The sequence below is a fragment of the Chitinophaga sp. genome (genome assembly GCF_019236475.1).
Taxonomy (GTDB): domain Bacteria; phylum Bacteroidota; class Bacteroidia; order Chitinophagales; family Chitinophagaceae; genus Chitinophaga.
The window spans coordinates 624747-642631 of sequence record NZ_JAFAIX010000013.1 but is presented as its reverse complement, the minus strand read 5'-3'; the positions used below and the strand labels follow the sequence as shown (position 1 = coordinate 642631).

Below are 17885 nucleotides of genomic sequence, written 5' to 3'. Positions count from 1 at the left end.
TATTTTTGAACCTATCCAAACCACTCGTATGAAAATGAAACTGATAGGTCGCAGGTTGCTGGTGATCTTTTTTTTAACATGTTTTACTAAATCGATTTACTCACAAAATATTGAGATAAATCGCGGCTGGGAATTTGCAAGGGCAGATGAACAGATCTGGCGTGCTGCAACCGTTCCTGGTACAGTACATACAGACCTGATGGCACAGCAACTCATACCTGACCCATTTAAAGGGACAAATGAAAAAGCCGTACAATGGGTGGATAAAAAAGACTGGTTGTACCGCTGTAGTTTCGATGTGTCGCAGGACATGCTCCAAAAGGACATGCTAGAACTGGAGTTCAACGGATTAGATACGTATGCCCGTGTCTACCTAAATCATCAATTGATTCTTACTACAAATAATATGTTCATCCCCTGGAAAGCGGAGGTGAAAAAATATCTCCATCCAGGTAAAAATGAGCTGCAAATAACGCTGGAAAGCCCTATCAAGCATGATATGCCGTTGTTCTTAAAGGATAGCCTGATCTATCCTGCAGGCAATGACGCCAGTGATATTCCTTTGAGCGTATACGCGCGCAAAGCGCCTTATCACTATGGTTGGGATTGGGGGCCAAGATTGGTAACCAGTGGCATCTGGCGTCCAGTGATACTGCATGCCTGGAATAAAGCGACTATCCGCGATATGGCATTTCAACAGGATATTAAACCTGGTGTGGCCTTAGTGAAAAATACAATCACCGTGGAAGCTGCTGTGGCAGGAAATTACAAGCTGAACGTAGTGGCCGTGTGGAATAGAAAACCGGTAACAAGTATAACGGTGCCGGCTATACTAAAAAAAGGTATCAATGAAATAAATGTACCACTGACAATTAAGCAACCACAGCTCTGGTGGCCTAATGGCATGGGAGCGCAAAATTTGTATCAAGTGAAAGTGAAGTTGTTCGATGAACAACAGGATATTGCTTTTACAGAGAAAAATATTGGTCTGCGTACCATCGAAGTGGTGAATAAACCCGATAGTCTGGGTGAAAGTTTTTACGTGAAAGTCAATGGCCGCCCCGTATTCATGAAAGGCGCCAATTATATTCCCCAGGATAATTTCCTGCCGCGTGTAACAAAAGAAAAATATGCACAACTGTTTAACGATATGCAGGAAAGCCATTTTAATATGGTACGTGTGTGGGGAGGAGGAATTTATGAAGACGACCAGTTCTATGACCTGGCGGATGTTACAGGAATATTGGTGTGGCAAGATTTCATGTATGCGTGTACGTTATATCCATGGGATCCAGCATTCCTGGATAATGCTGCCAAAGAAGCTACAGCTAATATCAACAGGCTGAAACACCATCCTGCATTGGCATTGTGGTGTGGCAACAATGAGGTGGCAGTGGCTATCAAAAACTGGGGATGGCAGAACGGTTACGCCTATACGAATAATCAGTATGAGCACATGATCGCGGGCTACAATAAATTGTTTAAAGAAGTGTTGCCAAAAGCAGTACAGGAGAATGATCCAGGGCGATTCTATTTCCACTCGTCTCCTATCTCCAACTGGGGAACGAAGGAAGACTTCACCAAAGGGGATAACCACTACTGGGGCATCTGGCACGGTATGGAATGGTTTGAAGCTTTTAACACACATATCCCTCGATTCATGAGTGAATACGGCTTTCAGTCGTTCCCCGCGATGGAAACGATCGACAGCTTTGCTACCAAAGCCGATTACAATATTTTCTCCAATGTGATGCAATCACATCAGAAGAGTCCCGCGAAAGGTAATACGGCTATCAAAATTTATATGGATCATTATTACCGTACACCGGTGGATTTCCCGGCTTTTGTATACCTCAGCCAGGTATTACAAGCGGAAGGGATGAAAATGGCCATAGAAGCGCATCGCAGGAATATGCCTTATTGTATGGGGACGTTGTACTGGCAGTTGAACGACTGCTGGCCTGGTCCGTCTTGGTCAGGGCGTGATTATTACGGTCGATGGAAAGCACTGCAATACTATGCCAAGCGCGCCTTTGAACCCGTTATCACCTCTACAGTGGAAGAAAATGGTCAGTTGAACACGTATCTCATTACAGATGCATTTCAACGTGGTAATACTGTTATCAAAATGAAAGCAGTAGACTTACAAGGAAATACTATTTGGGAGAAAAATATCAATAAATATCAATTGCAGGATGATCGTAGTGTGCGAGTAAATAGTGTTCCTGTGAATGAACTGTTGAAAGGAAAACAGCGGAATGAGGTAATATTCTATTCGCAATTGATAATTAACGATAATGTTCTGAATCCTAATCTGTATTACTTTGCAACTGCGAAAGATATTAATTTAACCGATCCACAACTGACTATCCGTTGCCAACCGGGAGCAGTGGGAGAGGTAAAGGTGCTAGTAAAAACAACGCAATTGGCCAGGAACGTATACATTTCCCTGGACGATGCCTCAGATGAACATTTTAGCGATAACTTTTTCGACCTATTACCAGGCGAAGAAAGAACCATCATTCTGCGCACAGCACGTAGTGCAGCAGATGTACAACAGCATTTGAGAAAAACTACTTTGATAGATTCTTATAATCACTGACTATGCGTAAACTTTTAATGGCAGCCGGTTTGGCTTTGGCGGGACTTTCAGCCCAGGCCCAGCACGAGGAGTTGCCTTATGTTCCAGAGCCTGACAAGGCGGTACAACAGAAACTGGATGAGTGGCAGGACTGGAAATTCGGTATGTTGATTCACTGGGGGCCTTATTCCCAATGGGGAGTAGTGGAATCTTGGAGCATCTGTCCCGAAGATGAAGGCTGGTGTCAGCGCAAACCCGCTGGTATTCCTTATTACGACTACCTGCAGAAATATGAAGCACTGGGTAAAACTTTTAATCCAGTGAAATTTAATCCGGAGCATTGGGCGAAAGCTGCCGCAGACGCGGGTATGAAGTACCTCGTTTTCACTACTAAGCACCACGACGGTTACTGTATGTTTGATACCAAACAGACCGATTACCGTGTTACGGCGCCAGGTGTGGCATTCAGCAAAAATCCACGCGCTAATATTGCCAAAGAAGTGTTTGAAGCATTCCGTAAAGCCGGCGTTCACGCAGGCGCTTACTTCTCCAAACCTGACTGGCACACAGAATACTACTGGTGGAGCTACTTCCCACCAAAAGACAGAAACGTGAACTACGATCTGAAAACATATCCTGAAAGATGGAATAAGTTCAAGCAGTATACCTACAATCAGATTGAAGAACTGATGACGGAATACGGTAAACTGGATATCCTCTGGCTGGACGGAGGTTGGGTACGTCCGTTGACGCACCAGACGAAAGAATCGCTGTCTTGGAGCAAAACGCTCCCACAGGATCAGGATATAGATATGCCTAAGATCGCATCTATGGCTCGTAGTCACCAACCAGGCCTGATTGTAGTGGATCGTAGCGTACATGGACAATATGAAAACTACCGTACGCCGGAGCAGCAGATTCCTGATAAGCCACTGAGCTATCCTTGGGAAACCTGCATGACCATGGCTAGTTCCTGGTCTTATGCACCAAACGACAAGTATAAATCTGTAAATACTATTATCCACAACTTGGTTGATATCGTTGCCAAAGGTGGTAACTACCTGCTGAATGTGGGCCCTGGCCCTGATGGAGAGCTGCACGATGAGGCTTATACCACCATGAAAGGAATAGGAGAGTGGATGCATCTGAACGGGGAAGCTATTTACGGTACCCGTGCTGTCGCTCCTTACAAGGACGGCAAGGTTTGCTTCACCCGCAAGAAAGATGGTAGCGTATATGCTATTTACTTGCTGGATGAGCAGGAAAAACTACCGGCTACTATCTCCTTCAAAGGACTTACTCCTGCTAAAAATGCACGTGTGGAAATCCTCGGCGCTGCTGGTAAGCTGGTGTGGAAAACGAAAGACGGAAGTACCGTTATTAACATTCCTACATCCGCTCAGGGTAAAGGTTTAAAACATGCCCTGGCGATTCGTATTTCTGCTGTGGATAAAGTGTGAATTTATGTGAATTGATGTTAATAAATATAAAAGACTGGTAGGGGACCCTGCCAGTCTTTTTTTTGTTTTTTTACGTAGATATAATAAAGCCCCGGATAGACGTTACGATAGGCCATTGATAATCTTAGAGTTAAAATGATACCATTTTGAGTTAATTTATTATTCAGATTAACGATTGATTAACCGCAACTGACAGGAATTTTATAAAAATTGCAGAAGTGGAGATTTTGAGGAATAACCATATTAGACGAAGGAATTAGTATTTGCAAGGATTAGTAATGTGAATAAGACCCCCGCATTAAATCATGAATAAGAACCCTCGTATTTTGTTGGTGGAAGACGACCGTATTTTTGGTGGCTTAGTCAAGCGTCGTCTGGAAGAAGTTGGTTTTCGGGTGGAACATTGCGCTAACGGGGCGCAGGCCTGGAAACTGTTCCAGAAAACAAGATTTGATGTTTGTTTACTGGACATCGTTTTACCCGGGATGAATGGTTTTGAGCTGGCCCGGCAAATAAGAGATAAAAGTACCCTCGTATGTATTATCTTTTTTTCGGCGGAGCGAACGGCCGTTGACGACCGCATTACCTCCTTTGAAATCGGCGGGGATACCTATCTCACGAAGCCTTTCAACATTACTGAATTGATGAAACGGATCTTGGTGTTTTTAAAATATTCCAGACCAATCCGTTCAGACCTGCTCCTAGGCCATTCCATCGACGACTACACCTTCCATTACCGAAAGCTCAAAATTTTTGATAACCGAACCAAATTGCCGGTAGGGAAATTATCCCCCCTGGAAGCGAAGGTGATACGCTATTTTTTCAGCCGGCCCAATGTCATCATCCGACGGGATGAACTACTGATCAAGGTTTGGGGAAAAGATGATTCGCAGAACAGTCGCAGTATGGATGTGTATGTTACCAAAGTCAGGAAGCAAATCCGCGAGTATCTAGATGGTTTCGAATTAGAAACCTATCACAATGCGGGTCTGCGACTGAAAGTGCCGGAAGGAAAGGTAATAGAAAGAATTGCAGTGCCACTGGAGAACCCCTTACGCTTATAAAGTCTTCACTATTATTGTTTTCCCAAGCCGTGTTTCTTTCAGATTATATTTAATCGTAACTTTAAGGCAATGGAAACAGTGGTAGTTCAACAATACAATTTAGACGAAGAGCAGGAAAAAAAGTTAATTGTACGGCATTACCGTGCCCTGCTGAGGGCGCTCAAACCGCGTCTGAAAAAGGGAGACAGGGAGCTGGTACGTACAGCTTTTGAAATGGCAGCGGATGCCCATAGGGATATGCGTCGTAAATCCGGCGAACCCTATATCCTTCATCCGCTAGCTGTAGCACAGATATGCGTGGAAGAAATCGGCCTGGGCGTACGCTCTGCCATCTGCGCACTGCTACACGATACCGTGGAAGATACGGAAGTAACCCTCGAAGATATTACCCGTGAATTCGGAACCGAAATCGCTCATATCGTAGATGGCCTGACCAAAATCAGCACCGTTATTGACTCCAGTACCAGTACTGCACAGGCGGAAAACTTTAAGAAAATACTCCTTACCCTGGCCGATGACCCTAGGGTAATACTGATAAAACTGGCGGACAGACTGCATAACATGCGTACACTAGACAGCATGAGCAGAGAGAAACAACTGAAAATCGCTTCCGAAACAGTATTTATCTATGCTCCGCTGGCGCATCGCCTCGGCTTGTACAATATCAAATCAGAAATGGAGGACCTCTCCATGAAGTACACCGAGCAGCAAACCTATAAAGATATCGCCCGGAAACTAAAAGAAACAAAACGCGAAAGAACCCGTTACATCAACGAGTTCATCAAACCTATAAAGGAAGTACTCCAAGAAGAAGGATTCAACTTTGAAATATATGGTCGCCCTAAATCGATCCACTCCATCCACAATAAAATCAAAACAAAAGGAGTGGCCTTCGAAGAGGTATACGATCTTTTTGCTATCCGTATTATCCTGGATTCCCCCATCGATAAAGAAAAAGCGGATTGTTGGAAAGTATATTCCATCATTACGGATTTCTATCACCCAAGTCCTGAACGTACGCGCGATTGGCTCAGTAATCCTAAGTCCAACGGATACGAAGCCCTACACGTGACTGTAATGGGCCCTCAAGGTAAATGGGTGGAAGTACAGATACGTTCCAAACGTATGAACGACTACGCCGAAAAAGGCGTGGCCGCCCACTGGCGCTATAAGGAAGGTAGCGGTACTCCTCAACAGGAATCCAAGTTTGATCAGTGGTTTATGCAGATCCGTGAGATCCTCAGCAACCCTGATTCCAATACGCTGGACTTCCTCGCAGATTTTAAAAGCAATCTGTTTACTGAGGAAATCTATGTGTACACTCCGAAAGGCGATCTCAAAATATTACCTGTCAACTCAACGGCCCTCGACTTTGCCTACTCCATCCACAGTGCGGTGGGAAATAAATGTATAGGCGCCAAAGTAAATTATAAACTGGTACCCCTGAGCCATAAACTGCGCAGTGGAGACCAAGTGGAAATTATTACCTCCAATAAGCAGAAACCCTCGGAAGACTGGCTAAACTTCGTGCTGACAGCCAAGGCCAAATCCAAGATCAAAGATGCCCTGAAGGAGGAAAAACGTAAGATTGCCATGGATGGTAAAGCTGCGCTCGAACGTAAGCTGGACCATATGAAAATCAACCCCAGTCAGCATAATATCAATGAGCTGGTACAATTCTACAAGCAATCTTCTCCACTAGATCTGTATTACCAGATTGCAGTGAAAAATATCGACCTGAAAGAGCTGAAAGAATTCTCCCTTTTAGGCGATAAGCTGGAACCGCCAAAACCAGCTCCAGTGAAGCAACCGGAACATGTGGCAGAAGAAGCAGTGAAGCATCAGATTCCATCCAAAAAGGATGCGGAGCTGATTATTTTCGGAGAAAGCTCCGACCGCATTGCTTACAAATTGGCCAATTGCTGTCGCCCTATTCCTGGAGATGACGTATTTGGTTTTATCACAGCCAGTGAAGGACTGAAAATTCACCGTACGAACTGTCCGAATGCCGCACAGTTGCTGGCCAACTATGGTCATAGGGTGGTGAAAACCAAGTGGGTGAAAAACCGCGAAATCTCCTTCCTGACCGGTTTACGTATCATTGGTATGGATGATGTGGGAGTTATTCACAAAATTACGAATGTGATCTCCGGTGAACTGAAAGTGAATATTTCCGCCTTGAGTATTGAGTCTAAAGAAGGTCTTTTTGAAGGGCTGATTAAGGTATATGTGCATGACAAAGAAGAGCTGGACGAGCTGGTAGAAAGGCTCAGGAAATTGGATGGAATCCAGTCTGTACAACGATTGGAAGAGTCATGATGTATGTTGTAGACCAAGATTTTTTTACCACATTTAATAACCATTATTTCAACCGTATACTGGTGGCTGATCCCACTGGTATACGGTAAATGATGGCTTTACATCCGCCCTCGGCGGCGTTCCCCAATTTCCTTTGTTTGCGATAGAAATTTGTAATTGTTATAATTCGCTTTAATTTTGCGACTTCTTTAAATGCAACCTCCGATAAATAATTAAATCATTATGGTAGACGTTTTGTTAGGCCTGCAATGGGGCGACGAAGGTAAAGGTAAAATTGTGGACTATTTTGCCGGTAAATACGACGTGATTGCCCGCTTTCAGGGCGGTCCGAATGCAGGACACACATTGTATGTGAATGGACAGAAAGTAGTACTGCGTACTATTCCATCCGGTGTATTCCACGATAACACTGTTAACTTTATCGGTAATGGTGTGGTGCTGGACCCAGTTGCTTTCCAGAAAGAAAGCGAAGATATTTCCGCACTGGGCATCGACCTGACAAAAAATCTTTTCATAGCAGAAAAAACCCATATAATCGTTCCTACGCACAGAGCCCTGGATAAGGCTTCTGAAATATCGAAAGGAAATGACAAGATCGGTTCTACCCTGAAAGGTATCGGACCTGCTTATATGGATAAAACTGGCAGAAACGGTCTGCGCGTAGGAGATGTACTGTCTTCTGAATTCGAGCAGCGCTATGCTAAACTGAAACAAAAACACCTGGAATTACTGTCTCACTTTGATATTAGCGAATTCAGCGCTGATATTGCTGCTTGGGAAGCAGAGTTCTTTGAAGCTGTAAAGTTCCTGAAAACTATGAACGTAGTAGCAGGAGAATATTTCATTAATGAAAAACTGAAAGCTGGTAAGAAAATCCTGGCTGAAGGCGCTCAAGGTAGCATGCTGGATGTGGATTTCGGTACTTATCCTTTCGTAACTTCTTCCAATACCATTTCTGCAGGTGTCTGCAATGGTTTGGGTATTGCACCTCAATGGATTAAGGAAGTAATCGGCGTAACTAAAGCTTATTGCACACGCGTAGGTAGTGGCCCTTTCCCTACTGAGCTCCACGATGCTACTGGTGAAAAACTGCGTGCTGCTGGTCATGAATTCGGCGCTGTAACTGGTCGCCCACGTCGTTGTGGCTGGATTGACCTGGTTGCACTGAACTATACTTGCATGCTGAGCGGTGTAACGCAACTGGTAATGACCAAATCTGACGTACTTGATGAGTTTGATGAAGTGCTGGCCTGCACTGCGTATGAAATCGACGGCAAACAAACAAAACAATTACCTTTCCAAATGACTGGCCTCGACATCACTCCGGTGTATGAAACATATCCAGGTTGGACAGACAAGACTTCTACTAGTAAGCAATTCAATGAGTTACCAAATGAAATGAAATCATTTGTAACTTCCGTAGAGAAATATCTCGGCGTTCCCGTGAAATTCGTTTCCAACGGGCCGGGACGTGACCAGATACTGGAACACTAATTGCAAAAAATTACGGAAAAAAAACGGCAAAAAAAATTTGGCGAATAAAAAAAACTATTAAAACTTTACGGCAAAGAAATAAGTGAACCTATTATGAAATCAAAATCTGATAAAGAGAAAGAGACTAAAAAAACTACTTCTCCTAAGACTGCAAAAGACGCTCCTAAAGCTGCGGCCAAGCCTAAGAAAGAGGTGGATGAAGATGATGAGGATGAAGAGGATGAGGAGGAAACAACTTCTAAATCTTCTGCCAAAAAATCAGATAAATCTACTTCTAAATCTAAGCGTAAGTCAGACGACGATGATGAAGACGACGATGACGGTGATTTCGATGACGCTGATGATGCTGACGCATGGGAAAAGGGAGAAGAAGAGGATTATGATCCTGACTTCGAAGAGTTCGATATTCCTAAATCTAAAGGAAAACGTGGTCGTCCTAGCACCAAAAAGGATGATGACGATGATTTAGGCTTTGATGACGAATTCAAAGATATGGATCTGTTCAACGATCGCTTCGATGACGATGACGATGATTTCTAAGCATTAAATAGATTATTATCAGGATATTTCACACTTTCCCGGTTGATGATCACAAAATATTTAAACAGCAAATGTTGAATTGGTGCTCCCGGTTCAACATTTGTTGTTTATTAGACAATAATGACTATCCCTCGTCTTATCATCAATTCGAAGCTATACTGGCAGCCGACGCAGTTGCAACCCTCCAACTGCCCGCAGGCAACGCCTTTGATGAACTACTGCAGTTTCATAACACTCATCAGGATTGGCTGTTTGGTCACCTGGCCTATGATCTTAAAAATGAAGTAGTTCCTAACTTACATTCCTCCAATCCGGATGGTTCCGGTTTCCCGGATATGTTCTTCTTCCGCCCTCGCATCGTATTGATGCTGGAAAAGAACCAACTCAGTATTGGGATGGAAAATGGAATGCTGGATCAAGCCCGCGAAATTTTCCAGCAATGCCTGGAAATGCCCGCTGCCATTGCAGATCACACTGCGGCTATTTCGCAATCGCTACAGTCACGTCTCCAGCACGATGCTTATATCGATGCGGTAAAATCCCTGCAAGATCACATCCTGCGCGGTGATTGCTATGAGGTAAACTTCTGTAGAGAGAGCTTTATCGAAGATGCAACCGTATATCCACCAGCGTTATACCATCGCCTCAGTACCTTATCTCCGGCGCCTTTTGCGGCTTATTACCGGCTGAACGACCATTACATGGTCTGCTCTTCTCCGGAGAGATTCATGCAGAAAAAAGGCCATAAAATCATTTCCCAGCCCATTAAAGGGACCAGTCGCAAAGACAAGAATCCACAAGTGGACGAAGCCCTGAAAAAGGCCTTGTTCAACAATGCCAAGGAACGTGCTGAAAACGTAATGGTAGTGGATTTGGTAAGAAATGATCTCTCCCATACTGCTGTCAGAGGCTCTGTCACTGTAACGGAACTGTTTGGCATTTATTCCTTCGCGCAGGTACATCACATGATTTCTACTGTGGCGGCAGAACTCCCGCCAGATCTGCCTTTTACGGAAGTGCTGAAACAATCATTCCCGATGGGCTCCATGACAGGCGCCCCTAAAATTAAAGTAATGGAACTGATTGAATCACATGAAAAAAGCAGAAGGGGACTGTATTCCGGAGCAGTTGGATATATCACCCCAGCAGGTGATTTTGATTTCAATGTGGTGATTCGAAGCATTCTGTATAACGCTACTGCGAAATACCTATCTTTCCAAACAGGATCCGCCATTACTTTTTACAGTGATCCAGAAAAAGAATGGGAAGAATGCCTGTTGAAAGCCGCGGCCCTCCGGAGTGTACTCAGCGCTTCGGAAACAACTGTTCCATCGCCTGGTCAATAGTGGGATAGGAAAATTGGAAGCCCGTTTGTTGAATTTTTTCGGAAGACACGCGTACACTTTTCAATACCTCTATACTAAACTCCCCGAGAGCGAGCTTTACGAGTGGAGTAGGCATGTAAGCCAGCATATAGCTCTTGCCTTTTGCAGCCCTGGCCATACTTTGTACCAGTTCCTTATTGGTAACAGGCTGGGGAGCTACTGCATTATAAGTTCCATCCAACTTATCGTTCACAATGGCATTGAAAAATAGGCGCACTAGATCCTGGATATGTATCCAACTGTAATATTGCTCTCCACTACCCATGGCCATTGCAAATCCAAAACGTAAGGGCTTGTAGAATTCTTTCAATGCCCCTCCATCTCTACTTAACACAATGCCTATACGAAATATTACCAGTGGCTTCTCGAGGGATCTAACCTCACTAATGCTTTTTTCCCAGCGCTCCGTGGTACTGCCCAGGTAATCCGTAGCAGCAGGGTCGGTTTCTACAAAAGGATGATCTTTATATGGCCCATAATAACCTGTAGCCGAGGCGCTGATGACCTTTTTAACTTTGTTTGGGGTAGACAACAAGGCCTTGACCAGCAGCTCGCTACTTTGGGTGCGACTATCAACAATTTCCTGCTTGCGGGCGGCTGTCCAGCGTTTATCTGATACAGATGCACCTGCTAAGTGAATAATATAATCTGCCTGCTGCAGAGCAGCAGTGTCTATGGTTTGATGAAGGATGTCCCAGCGGGCATATGTTACCTGTGGGTTGGAGCCTCGTTCCGGTATACGCGTTAGTACAATCACCTTGTACCCTCTTTCCAGCAACAGGGCCGTTAATGCGGTGCCTACCATGCCGGTACCACCGGTTATTAAAACGGTTTCCATTGAAAAATGCTGTTTAAAAATATTTTCCTAAAAGTACACAATAAATCCAGGCTTTTAGTATTTATGTAACGGGGAAACCCGTACGGAATTGTGCACGGAAATTGCTTGTCAATATTCTAAATTTTAATGTAAGTTTGAAAATCATATATGCAGTACACTCCTGCAACACATTACCACAACTTATTGAAATACATCTGACGCATGCATAGACTATACCGCATTCAATTGTTTTTGATAATGCTACTGGCCGGAACTACAGTGATGGCCCAGAAAATAACCTATACCCAGCCGGAAAAGGATGATTTTAAAAACACCGAATTCGAAATTATAGGTAAGGTAGGAGGAAATGTCCTGGTCTATAAATCAGACCGCGGCGCCTATGCAGTGTCGGTATATGATAATGGGATGGAGCTGAAAGAAAGGGTAGCGCTGGACTTTCTTCCTAAGAAGGTAATCAGTATGGACTTTGTAGCTTATCCCAACAAAGTACTCATGATCTACCAGTTTCAGTATAAAGATGCCGTTTACAGCTTCTGCGCTTCTATGAGTCCGGATGCGAAATTCTATTCTGAACCGCTGTTGATCGACTCTACTCGTATCGGCTACTATTCCAAGGAAAACAAAGTGTATTCCATGGAAGTATCCGAAGATAAGAATCGGATCATGATCTACAAGATCAATCAGGATAAGGAAGATAATAACCTTTTCTACACCTTCCTCTACGATAGCACGATGAGCCTGGTGAACAACAGTAAGGTGAGTCTGCCTATGCAGTCAAAGAAGTTCTTCCTGAACAACTTTAACCTTACCAACGACGGCGATTTCATTTTCAATAGACTGGAACGTACCAACAGTAAAGACTATGTGGTAAGTGGTAATATGATCATCAAACATCCGCTGGTGGATAGTTTTGAGGTATCGCCATTACAGTTCCACTCCCAGATGCTGGATGAGATCAAAATGAAAGTGGACAACCAGAAAGGAACGGCACTGATTACCGCTTTCGCTTATAAGCAGAAACGTGGAAATGTAGAGGGAATGTATCTCTACAAATATGATTTTAAAAATCAGAAAACTAATTATGAGAAATTCCTGGCTTTCTCACAGGAACTGAAATCAGCGGCCCGCGATGAATCCAGTACCAATGCTGCTTTTAACGACTACTTCATCCGGAAGGTTATCAACACTGCCAATGGCGGATTCCTGTTGACTGCAGAATCTTTCTCCACTTCCAGCCGCTATCAGCCATGGAACCGCTGGAATTACATGTATGGCAGTCCTTATAGTGGCCTCTATTCTCCCTACTACTATTCTCCGTATTCTCCATGGTACTACAATCCCGGTTACTGGAACAATTCCCAGGGATTGCGCTATCATTATGATAAAGTGATTATAATGTCCTTTGATGAGGAAGGCAATATGCAATGGAACAATTTCATTAACAAAAGCCAGTACGACGATAATGCAGACCTGTATCTGTCTTACATGATGGTGAACATTGGCAGTGAACTGCGCTTCCTCTACAATGATTTGGACAGAAGAAGCTATATACTGATCGACAATAGCCTAGACCCAGGTGGTAAAGTTAACAGGATGCCTACTCTGAGAAATCTGGATAAAGGCTATACCTGGATGCCACGTTACGGTAAACAGATCAGTGGCCATACTGTAGTGATACCATGCATTTACAGGAATTATATTTGCTTTGCTAAAATTGACTTTTAATCACACCTTTGCACTGTGATAAAATTTTTTCGTTCCGGCAACCCACTGACGGTATTGCTGCTGCTGATTTATACACTTGTTGTTAAGTTTTACTACCTATTGCATCCGTCTACATATTTGGCGGATGGGTCAGATGGTTTGTTATATAACCTGTTGGTGAAATGGCTACATGGTCTGGTAGGGCCAAGTCCCGTTTTTTTCACCACGCTGGCCATCTTGTTGATATTGGTGCAGTCGCTCTTGTTTACGAAAATTATCAATCATCACCGGTTGTTTGCCAAGCCTACGTACCTACCGGCGATGTGTTATATCCTCTTTACATCCATGTTGCATAGCTGGAATGTATTTTCTCCAGCGTTGATTGTGAATGTGATCATGCTCTGGGTATTTTCCAGTATGACCTCCCTGTATACGCGTACATCCGCCAGGGACGTGGTTTTTAATATCGGATTTGCACTTGGGGTATGCGGATTATTTTATTTTCCGTCTATCATCTTCTGTCTGTTACTCCTGGTAAGTATGCTGATTATGCGTGCTTTCAGGCTAGCAGAGTGGATTATAGGCATATTGGGGCTGATTTGTCCGTTATACTTAATGGGCACTTATCTCTTCCTGACCAACCAGATTGGCCTGTTGAGAAAGATCCCGAACATTGGCCTTTCATTGCCGTTGATTACCGATTATAAAGTGTGGGGAGCCATGGTGGCCTGTATGCTGTTCTTCATTCTGGGTTGGCTGCTGTTGCAGCGTCCTTTGAAGAAAATGCTGATCCAGGGTAGGAAGATTTGGGCAACGCTGATTGTATACGTGGTCGTAGCGATGTTGATTCCTTTCTTCAATCCGGAGTTTTCTCCTGCCTATTGGGTACTAGCGGTACTGCCTGTTTCTATGTTCGCTGGCAACGTTTTCTGGTGTATCCCTAACGATACTTTTGCCAATGTCGTGCATCTAATTACCTTCTCATATGTGATAGTTATGCAATATTTCAGCTAAAACGAGCTGATAAGGTATTGGTTTTCAGTAATTTGATATTTGAGGATGAACGGCGATGGAAAATTGCGAACGGCGAAGTAATTTTGTCCTTTCCTTGTAGATTTGTCATTAGTGGATTTGCTGATATGAATCACAGGAAAACAGTGAATTTTAAAGCATTTTTTTCTACATAAACACAAAATATTTTCAAATGAAATTTGGTGTTGTCACCTTTCCGGGTTCAAACTGTGATCATGACATGATTGATTCTTTACGTAATGATTTAGGTCAGGAAGTTATAGAGCTGTGGCACAAGGATAAGGATTTGAGCGCATTTACTACAGAAGATTGCATCGTGCTGCCAGGTGGTTTTTCTTATGGCGATTACCTGCGTTGCGGTGCTATTGCTCGTTTCAGTCCTATGATGCAGAGTGTGATCGAGTTTGCTAACAAAGGTGGCCGTGTAATCGGAGTATGTAATGGATTCCAGATTCTGTGTGAAGCAGGTTTGCTGCCAGGCGCCCTGCTGCAGAACCAGAATCAGCAGTTCGTATGCAAAAATGTATTCCTGAAAAGTGAGAATACCACCGCATCCATTACCAAAGATGTAACTGGTCGTGCACTGATGATTCCTATTGCTCATGGTGAAGGACGTTATTATGCAGATGAGGCTACATTGAATGAACTGGCTGAAAACAATCAGATTCTGTTCCGCTACTGCGATGAGTTTGGCAATGTTGTTGACGCAGCTAACCCAAATGGCGCTCTCCGCAATATCGCAGGTATTTGCAATAAAAACCGCAATGTATTCGGTATGATGCCACACCCAGAGCGTGCTACTAATGGCACCCTGCGTAATAGAGACGGACAACTGATATTCCAGAGTCTTATCAATAACAATTAATAAAAATCAAACCACACCAACCAATTAAAAAGCTAAGTATGAAGAAGTTATTAACAGCAATGATTCTGTTTGCGCTGCCATTTCTGGCAAGCGCGCAGATCGAGAATCCAGTGAAATGGAAATTTGCCGCTAAGAAGATTAATGACAACACTTATGAGCTGCACATGACTGCTACTATCGACGGTGGCTGGCATCTGTATGCACAGGAAGCAGGTGAAGGCCCTGTTCCTACCTCTTTCAAATTCACTAAAAATCCACTGGTAACTGCTAATGGTAAAGTGACTGAAGTAGGTAAGCTGCATAAGAACTTTGATAAGAATTTCAATTCTGAACTGAAATACTACGAGAATACTGTAGACTTCGTACAGAAAGTAACTGTGAAAGGTAAAGCTGCTACCAAAGTAAAAGGTTCCGTTGAGTTCATGGTGTGCGACGATCATCAATGTCTGCCTCCTAAAGACACAGAATTCACCATTACTGTTGGAGGTAAATAAATTGTATCTACCTACACATAATAGCAATTTATTAAACGAGTTCCACCCCGCTGGAACTCGTTTCTTGTTTTCTTTGAAAAGTATTATTTAAAGCCTATCTACTTTATGAAGCATTTGCTTTCATGGCTGATCCCTGTCTTCGCATTATTCACAATGCAGGCCAACGCACAGGATCAGAACCCGAAACCAGTGAAGTGGGAATATTCCGCTGAAAAAAAGAACGATTCTGAATATATACTCCATCTGAAAGGTACCATCGAAAAAGGATGGCAGTTGTTTTCCACCACCATGGCGGACGACGCTCCTAATACCCGCGTGGTACTGGACAGCGCTACCAGTAGTGTTGCGAGTATTGTTGGAATAAAAGAAATCGGAAAACTGGATACTCACCAGGAGCCATTATTTGATATGGCAGTTAGCGTTTTCGAAAATAATGTACAACTGGATGTGAACCTGAAAGTAAACGGTACACTGCCAGCCAACGTTAAAGGAAGCGTTAATTACATGGCACTCAAAGGAGAAGAAGCCATTGGACCTGAAGAAGACCAGTTTAAATTCAATAACAAATCCGGAGAGCTGGTAAGTGTAAGCACTGCCCTAAAAGAAGCTACGGGAGATAAGTCGCAATTAAAACGCGCTTCTATCGACCTAAATAATCCGGTAAAAAACTGCGGTGGTACTGGTCAGGAAGGCGGAGAGAAGAAGAGCCTCTGGGGACTGTTTATTCTTGGTATGTTGGGTGGGTTTATCGCACTCTTCACGCCTTGTGTATTCCCAATGATCCCACTGACGGTATCCTTCTTTACCAAGAAATCCCAGGATAAGAAAAAAGGAGTAATGAATGCATTACTATATGGGTTCTTTATCTTCCTGATTTATATCTTGCTGAGTCTTCCGTTCCATTTCCTGGATTCTTTAAATCCGGAAATTCTGAATAACATCTCTACCAATGTGGTGTTAAACCTCGTGTTTTTTGTCATTTTCATTGTTTTCGCTATTTCCTTCTTTGGTTATTTTGAAATAAGCTTACCAAGTGGTCTGGCAAACAAAGTAGATGCAAAAACAAGTGTGGGCGGATTAGTGGGTATCTTCTTTATGGCATTGACCCTGGCCTTGGTATCTTTCTCTTGTACAGGTCCGATTCTCGGTTCCCTGTTGGCTGGTTCCCTGTCTACCGATGGTGGCGCAATGCAACTCACTGTTGGTATGGGAGGCTTCGGATTTGCACTGGCACTGCCTTTTGCATTGTTTGCACTGTTCCCAGGATGGCTGAATTCCCTGCCAAAATCCGGTGGATGGCTGACTTCTGTGAAAGTGGTACTGGGCTTCCTGGAGCTGGCTATGGCTTTGAAGTTCCTGTCCAATGCGGATCTGGTAAAACACTGGGGACTGCTGAAACGTGAAGTATTCTTTGGAATCTGGATTATTATCGGCGTTTGCCTGGTATTATATCTGTTGGGTAAGATACGTTTCCCTCACGATTCTCCTATCAAAAAACTCAGTAAAGCACGTATTATCCTGGCATTGCTGTTTGGTGCATTCACACTGTACCTGATTCCTGGCGTAACCAATACCAAATATGCCAATCGCTCATTGATCAGCGGTTTCCCGCCACCATTGAGCTATAGCATTTATGGTGAAGATGCAGCTAAAGGGGTGGAACCAAATGTCATTAACGACTACGAAAAAGCACTGCAACTGGCTAAAGAACAGCATAAACCAATTTTGTTGGATTTCACCGGATGGGCATGTGTTAACTGCCGTAAAATGGAGGAAAATGTTTGGCCGAATGATGAAGTAAAAGTGCTGATTCAAAAGGATTATATCCTGGTTTCGCTGTATGTGGATGATAGAAAAATGCTGCCTGAAGATCAGCAGTACATCTATACTACCACCAATGGACGTAAAAAGGAAATCAAAACAGTGGGAGATAAGTTTGCCACTATGCAGACAGAGAACTTTGTGAATAACTCACAACCATTCTATGTGTTGATTAGTCCAGATGAGAAACTCCTGACGCATCCTGTTGGCTACACACCAAGTGCAAAAGAATATGCAGATTGGTTGAAATGCGGACTGGAAGCATTCAAGAGTCAGAAATAACAATCA

13 protein-coding genes are annotated in these 17885 nt (G+C 43.6%); 12 read left to right on the top strand and 1 reads right to left on the bottom strand.

What is annotated here, in order from left to right:
• Positions 1 to 28 precede the first annotated feature (28 nt).
• The 7 genes from JO154_RS24610 to JO154_RS24580 all read left to right on the top strand — a co-directional run bounded on the left by JO154_RS24610 (position 29) and on the right by JO154_RS24580 (position 10804).
• Positions 29 to 2602, top strand: coding sequence for a glycoside hydrolase family 2 protein (locus JO154_RS24610; protein WP_291951204.1), 2574 nt, complete (start codon positions 29 to 31; stop codon positions 2600 to 2602).
• A gap of 2 nt (positions 2603 to 2604) precedes the next feature.
• Positions 2605 to 4041 carry an alpha-L-fucosidase gene (locus JO154_RS24605; protein WP_291951200.1) on the top strand — a complete coding sequence of 479 codons (1437 nt, stop codon included), beginning with the start codon at positions 2605 to 2607 and terminating at the stop codon, positions 4039 to 4041.
• 305 nt (positions 4042 to 4346) lie between these two features.
• Positions 4347 to 5105 carry a response regulator transcription factor gene (locus JO154_RS24600; protein WP_291951197.1) on the top strand — a complete coding sequence of 253 codons (759 nt, stop codon included), beginning with the start codon at positions 4347 to 4349 and terminating at the stop codon, positions 5103 to 5105.
• Between the two features lie 69 nt (positions 5106 to 5174).
• Complete coding sequence (locus JO154_RS24595) at positions 5175 to 7424, top strand: RelA/SpoT family protein (protein WP_291951194.1); 2250 nt, start codon at positions 5175 to 5177, stop codon at positions 7422 to 7424.
• 222 nt (positions 7425 to 7646) lie between these two features.
• Positions 7647 to 8918, top strand: a complete 1272-nt coding sequence (locus JO154_RS24590) for an adenylosuccinate synthase (protein WP_291951191.1) — start codon at positions 7647 to 7649, stop codon at positions 8916 to 8918.
• A 93-nt stretch (positions 8919 to 9011) separates the two neighbouring features.
• The gene (locus tag JO154_RS24585) at positions 9012 to 9458 is read left to right on the top strand and encodes a hypothetical protein (RefSeq protein WP_291951188.1); all 447 of its coding nucleotides are present in this window, start codon (positions 9012 to 9014) and stop codon (positions 9456 to 9458) included.
• Between the two features lie 71 nt (positions 9459 to 9529).
• On the top strand, positions 9530 to 10804 hold the full coding sequence (locus JO154_RS24580; protein ID WP_291951185.1) for an anthranilate synthase component I family protein: 1275 nt from the start codon (positions 9530 to 9532) through the stop codon (positions 10802 to 10804).
• On the opposite strand, the gene JO154_RS24575 is transcribed toward JO154_RS24580, so the two are convergent.
• The gene (locus JO154_RS24575) at positions 10764 to 11681 is read right to left on the bottom strand and encodes a TIGR01777 family oxidoreductase (protein ID WP_291951182.1); all 918 of its coding nucleotides are present in this window, start codon (positions 11679 to 11681) and stop codon (positions 10764 to 10766) included. The two genes, JO154_RS24580 and JO154_RS24575, sit on opposite strands and share 41 nt — an antisense overlap.
• A gap of 201 nt (positions 11682 to 11882) precedes the next feature.
• Here JO154_RS24575 and JO154_RS24570 point away from each other — a divergent pair, with 201 nt between their 5' ends.
• From JO154_RS24570 to JO154_RS24550, 5 genes are all read left to right on the top strand, one after another.
• Positions 11883 to 13406 carry a hypothetical protein gene (locus tag JO154_RS24570; protein WP_291951179.1) on the top strand — a complete coding sequence of 508 codons (1524 nt, stop codon included), beginning with the start codon at positions 11883 to 11885 and terminating at the stop codon, positions 13404 to 13406.
• Between the two features lie 15 nt (positions 13407 to 13421).
• Positions 13422 to 14399 carry a hypothetical protein gene (locus tag JO154_RS24565; RefSeq protein ID WP_291951176.1) on the top strand — a complete coding sequence of 326 codons (978 nt, stop codon included), beginning with the start codon at positions 13422 to 13424 and terminating at the stop codon, positions 14397 to 14399.
• A gap of 190 nt (positions 14400 to 14589) precedes the next feature.
• Positions 14590 to 15282 (top strand): phosphoribosylformylglycinamidine synthase subunit PurQ, encoded by a 693-nt coding sequence (gene purQ / locus JO154_RS24560; RefSeq protein WP_291951171.1) that lies wholly within the window; start codon positions 14590 to 14592, stop codon positions 15280 to 15282.
• 38 nt (positions 15283 to 15320) lie between these two features.
• On the top strand, positions 15321 to 15776 hold the full coding sequence (locus tag JO154_RS24555) for a protein-disulfide reductase DsbD domain-containing protein (RefSeq protein WP_291951167.1): 456 nt from the start codon (positions 15321 to 15323) through the stop codon (positions 15774 to 15776).
• 105 nt (positions 15777 to 15881) lie between these two features.
• A complete protein-coding gene (locus JO154_RS24550) occupies positions 15882 to 17879 on the top strand; it encodes a thioredoxin family protein (protein ID WP_291951164.1) in 1998 nt (665 codons plus the stop codon).
• Positions 17880 to 17885 lie beyond the last annotated feature (6 nt).

Bases quoted from the DNA above. Each gene is read 5' to 3' on its own strand.
- JO154_RS24610 (WP_291951204.1), top strand. From the start codon at position 29: ATGAAAATGAAACTGATAGGTCGCAGGTTGCTGGTGATCTTTTTTTTA.
- JO154_RS24605 (WP_291951200.1), top strand. From the start codon at position 2,605: ATGCGTAAACTTTTAATGGCAGCCGGTTTGGCTTTGGCGGGACTTTCA.
- JO154_RS24600 (WP_291951197.1), top strand. From the start codon at position 4,347: ATGAATAAGAACCCTCGTATTTTGTTGGTGGAAGACGACCGTATTTTT.
- JO154_RS24595 (WP_291951194.1), top strand. From the start codon at position 5,175: ATGGAAACAGTGGTAGTTCAACAATACAATTTAGACGAAGAGCAGGAA.
- JO154_RS24590 (WP_291951191.1), top strand. From the start codon at position 7,647: ATGGTAGACGTTTTGTTAGGCCTGCAATGGGGCGACGAAGGTAAAGGT.
- JO154_RS24585 (WP_291951188.1), top strand. From the start codon at position 9,012: ATGAAATCAAAATCTGATAAAGAGAAAGAGACTAAAAAAACTACTTCT.
- JO154_RS24580 (WP_291951185.1), top strand. From the start codon at position 9,530: ATGTTGAATTGGTGCTCCCGGTTCAACATTTGTTGTTTATTAGACAAT.
- JO154_RS24575 (WP_291951182.1), bottom strand. From the start codon at position 11,681: ATGGAAACCGTTTTAATAACCGGTGGTACCGGCATGGTAGGCACCGCA.
- JO154_RS24570 (WP_291951179.1), top strand. From the start codon at position 11,883: ATGCATAGACTATACCGCATTCAATTGTTTTTGATAATGCTACTGGCC.
- purQ (WP_291951171.1), top strand. From the start codon at position 14,590: ATGAAATTTGGTGTTGTCACCTTTCCGGGTTCAAACTGTGATCATGAC.
- JO154_RS24555 (WP_291951167.1), top strand. From the start codon at position 15,321: ATGAAGAAGTTATTAACAGCAATGATTCTGTTTGCGCTGCCATTTCTG.
- JO154_RS24550 (WP_291951164.1), top strand. From the start codon at position 15,882: ATGAAGCATTTGCTTTCATGGCTGATCCCTGTCTTCGCATTATTCACA.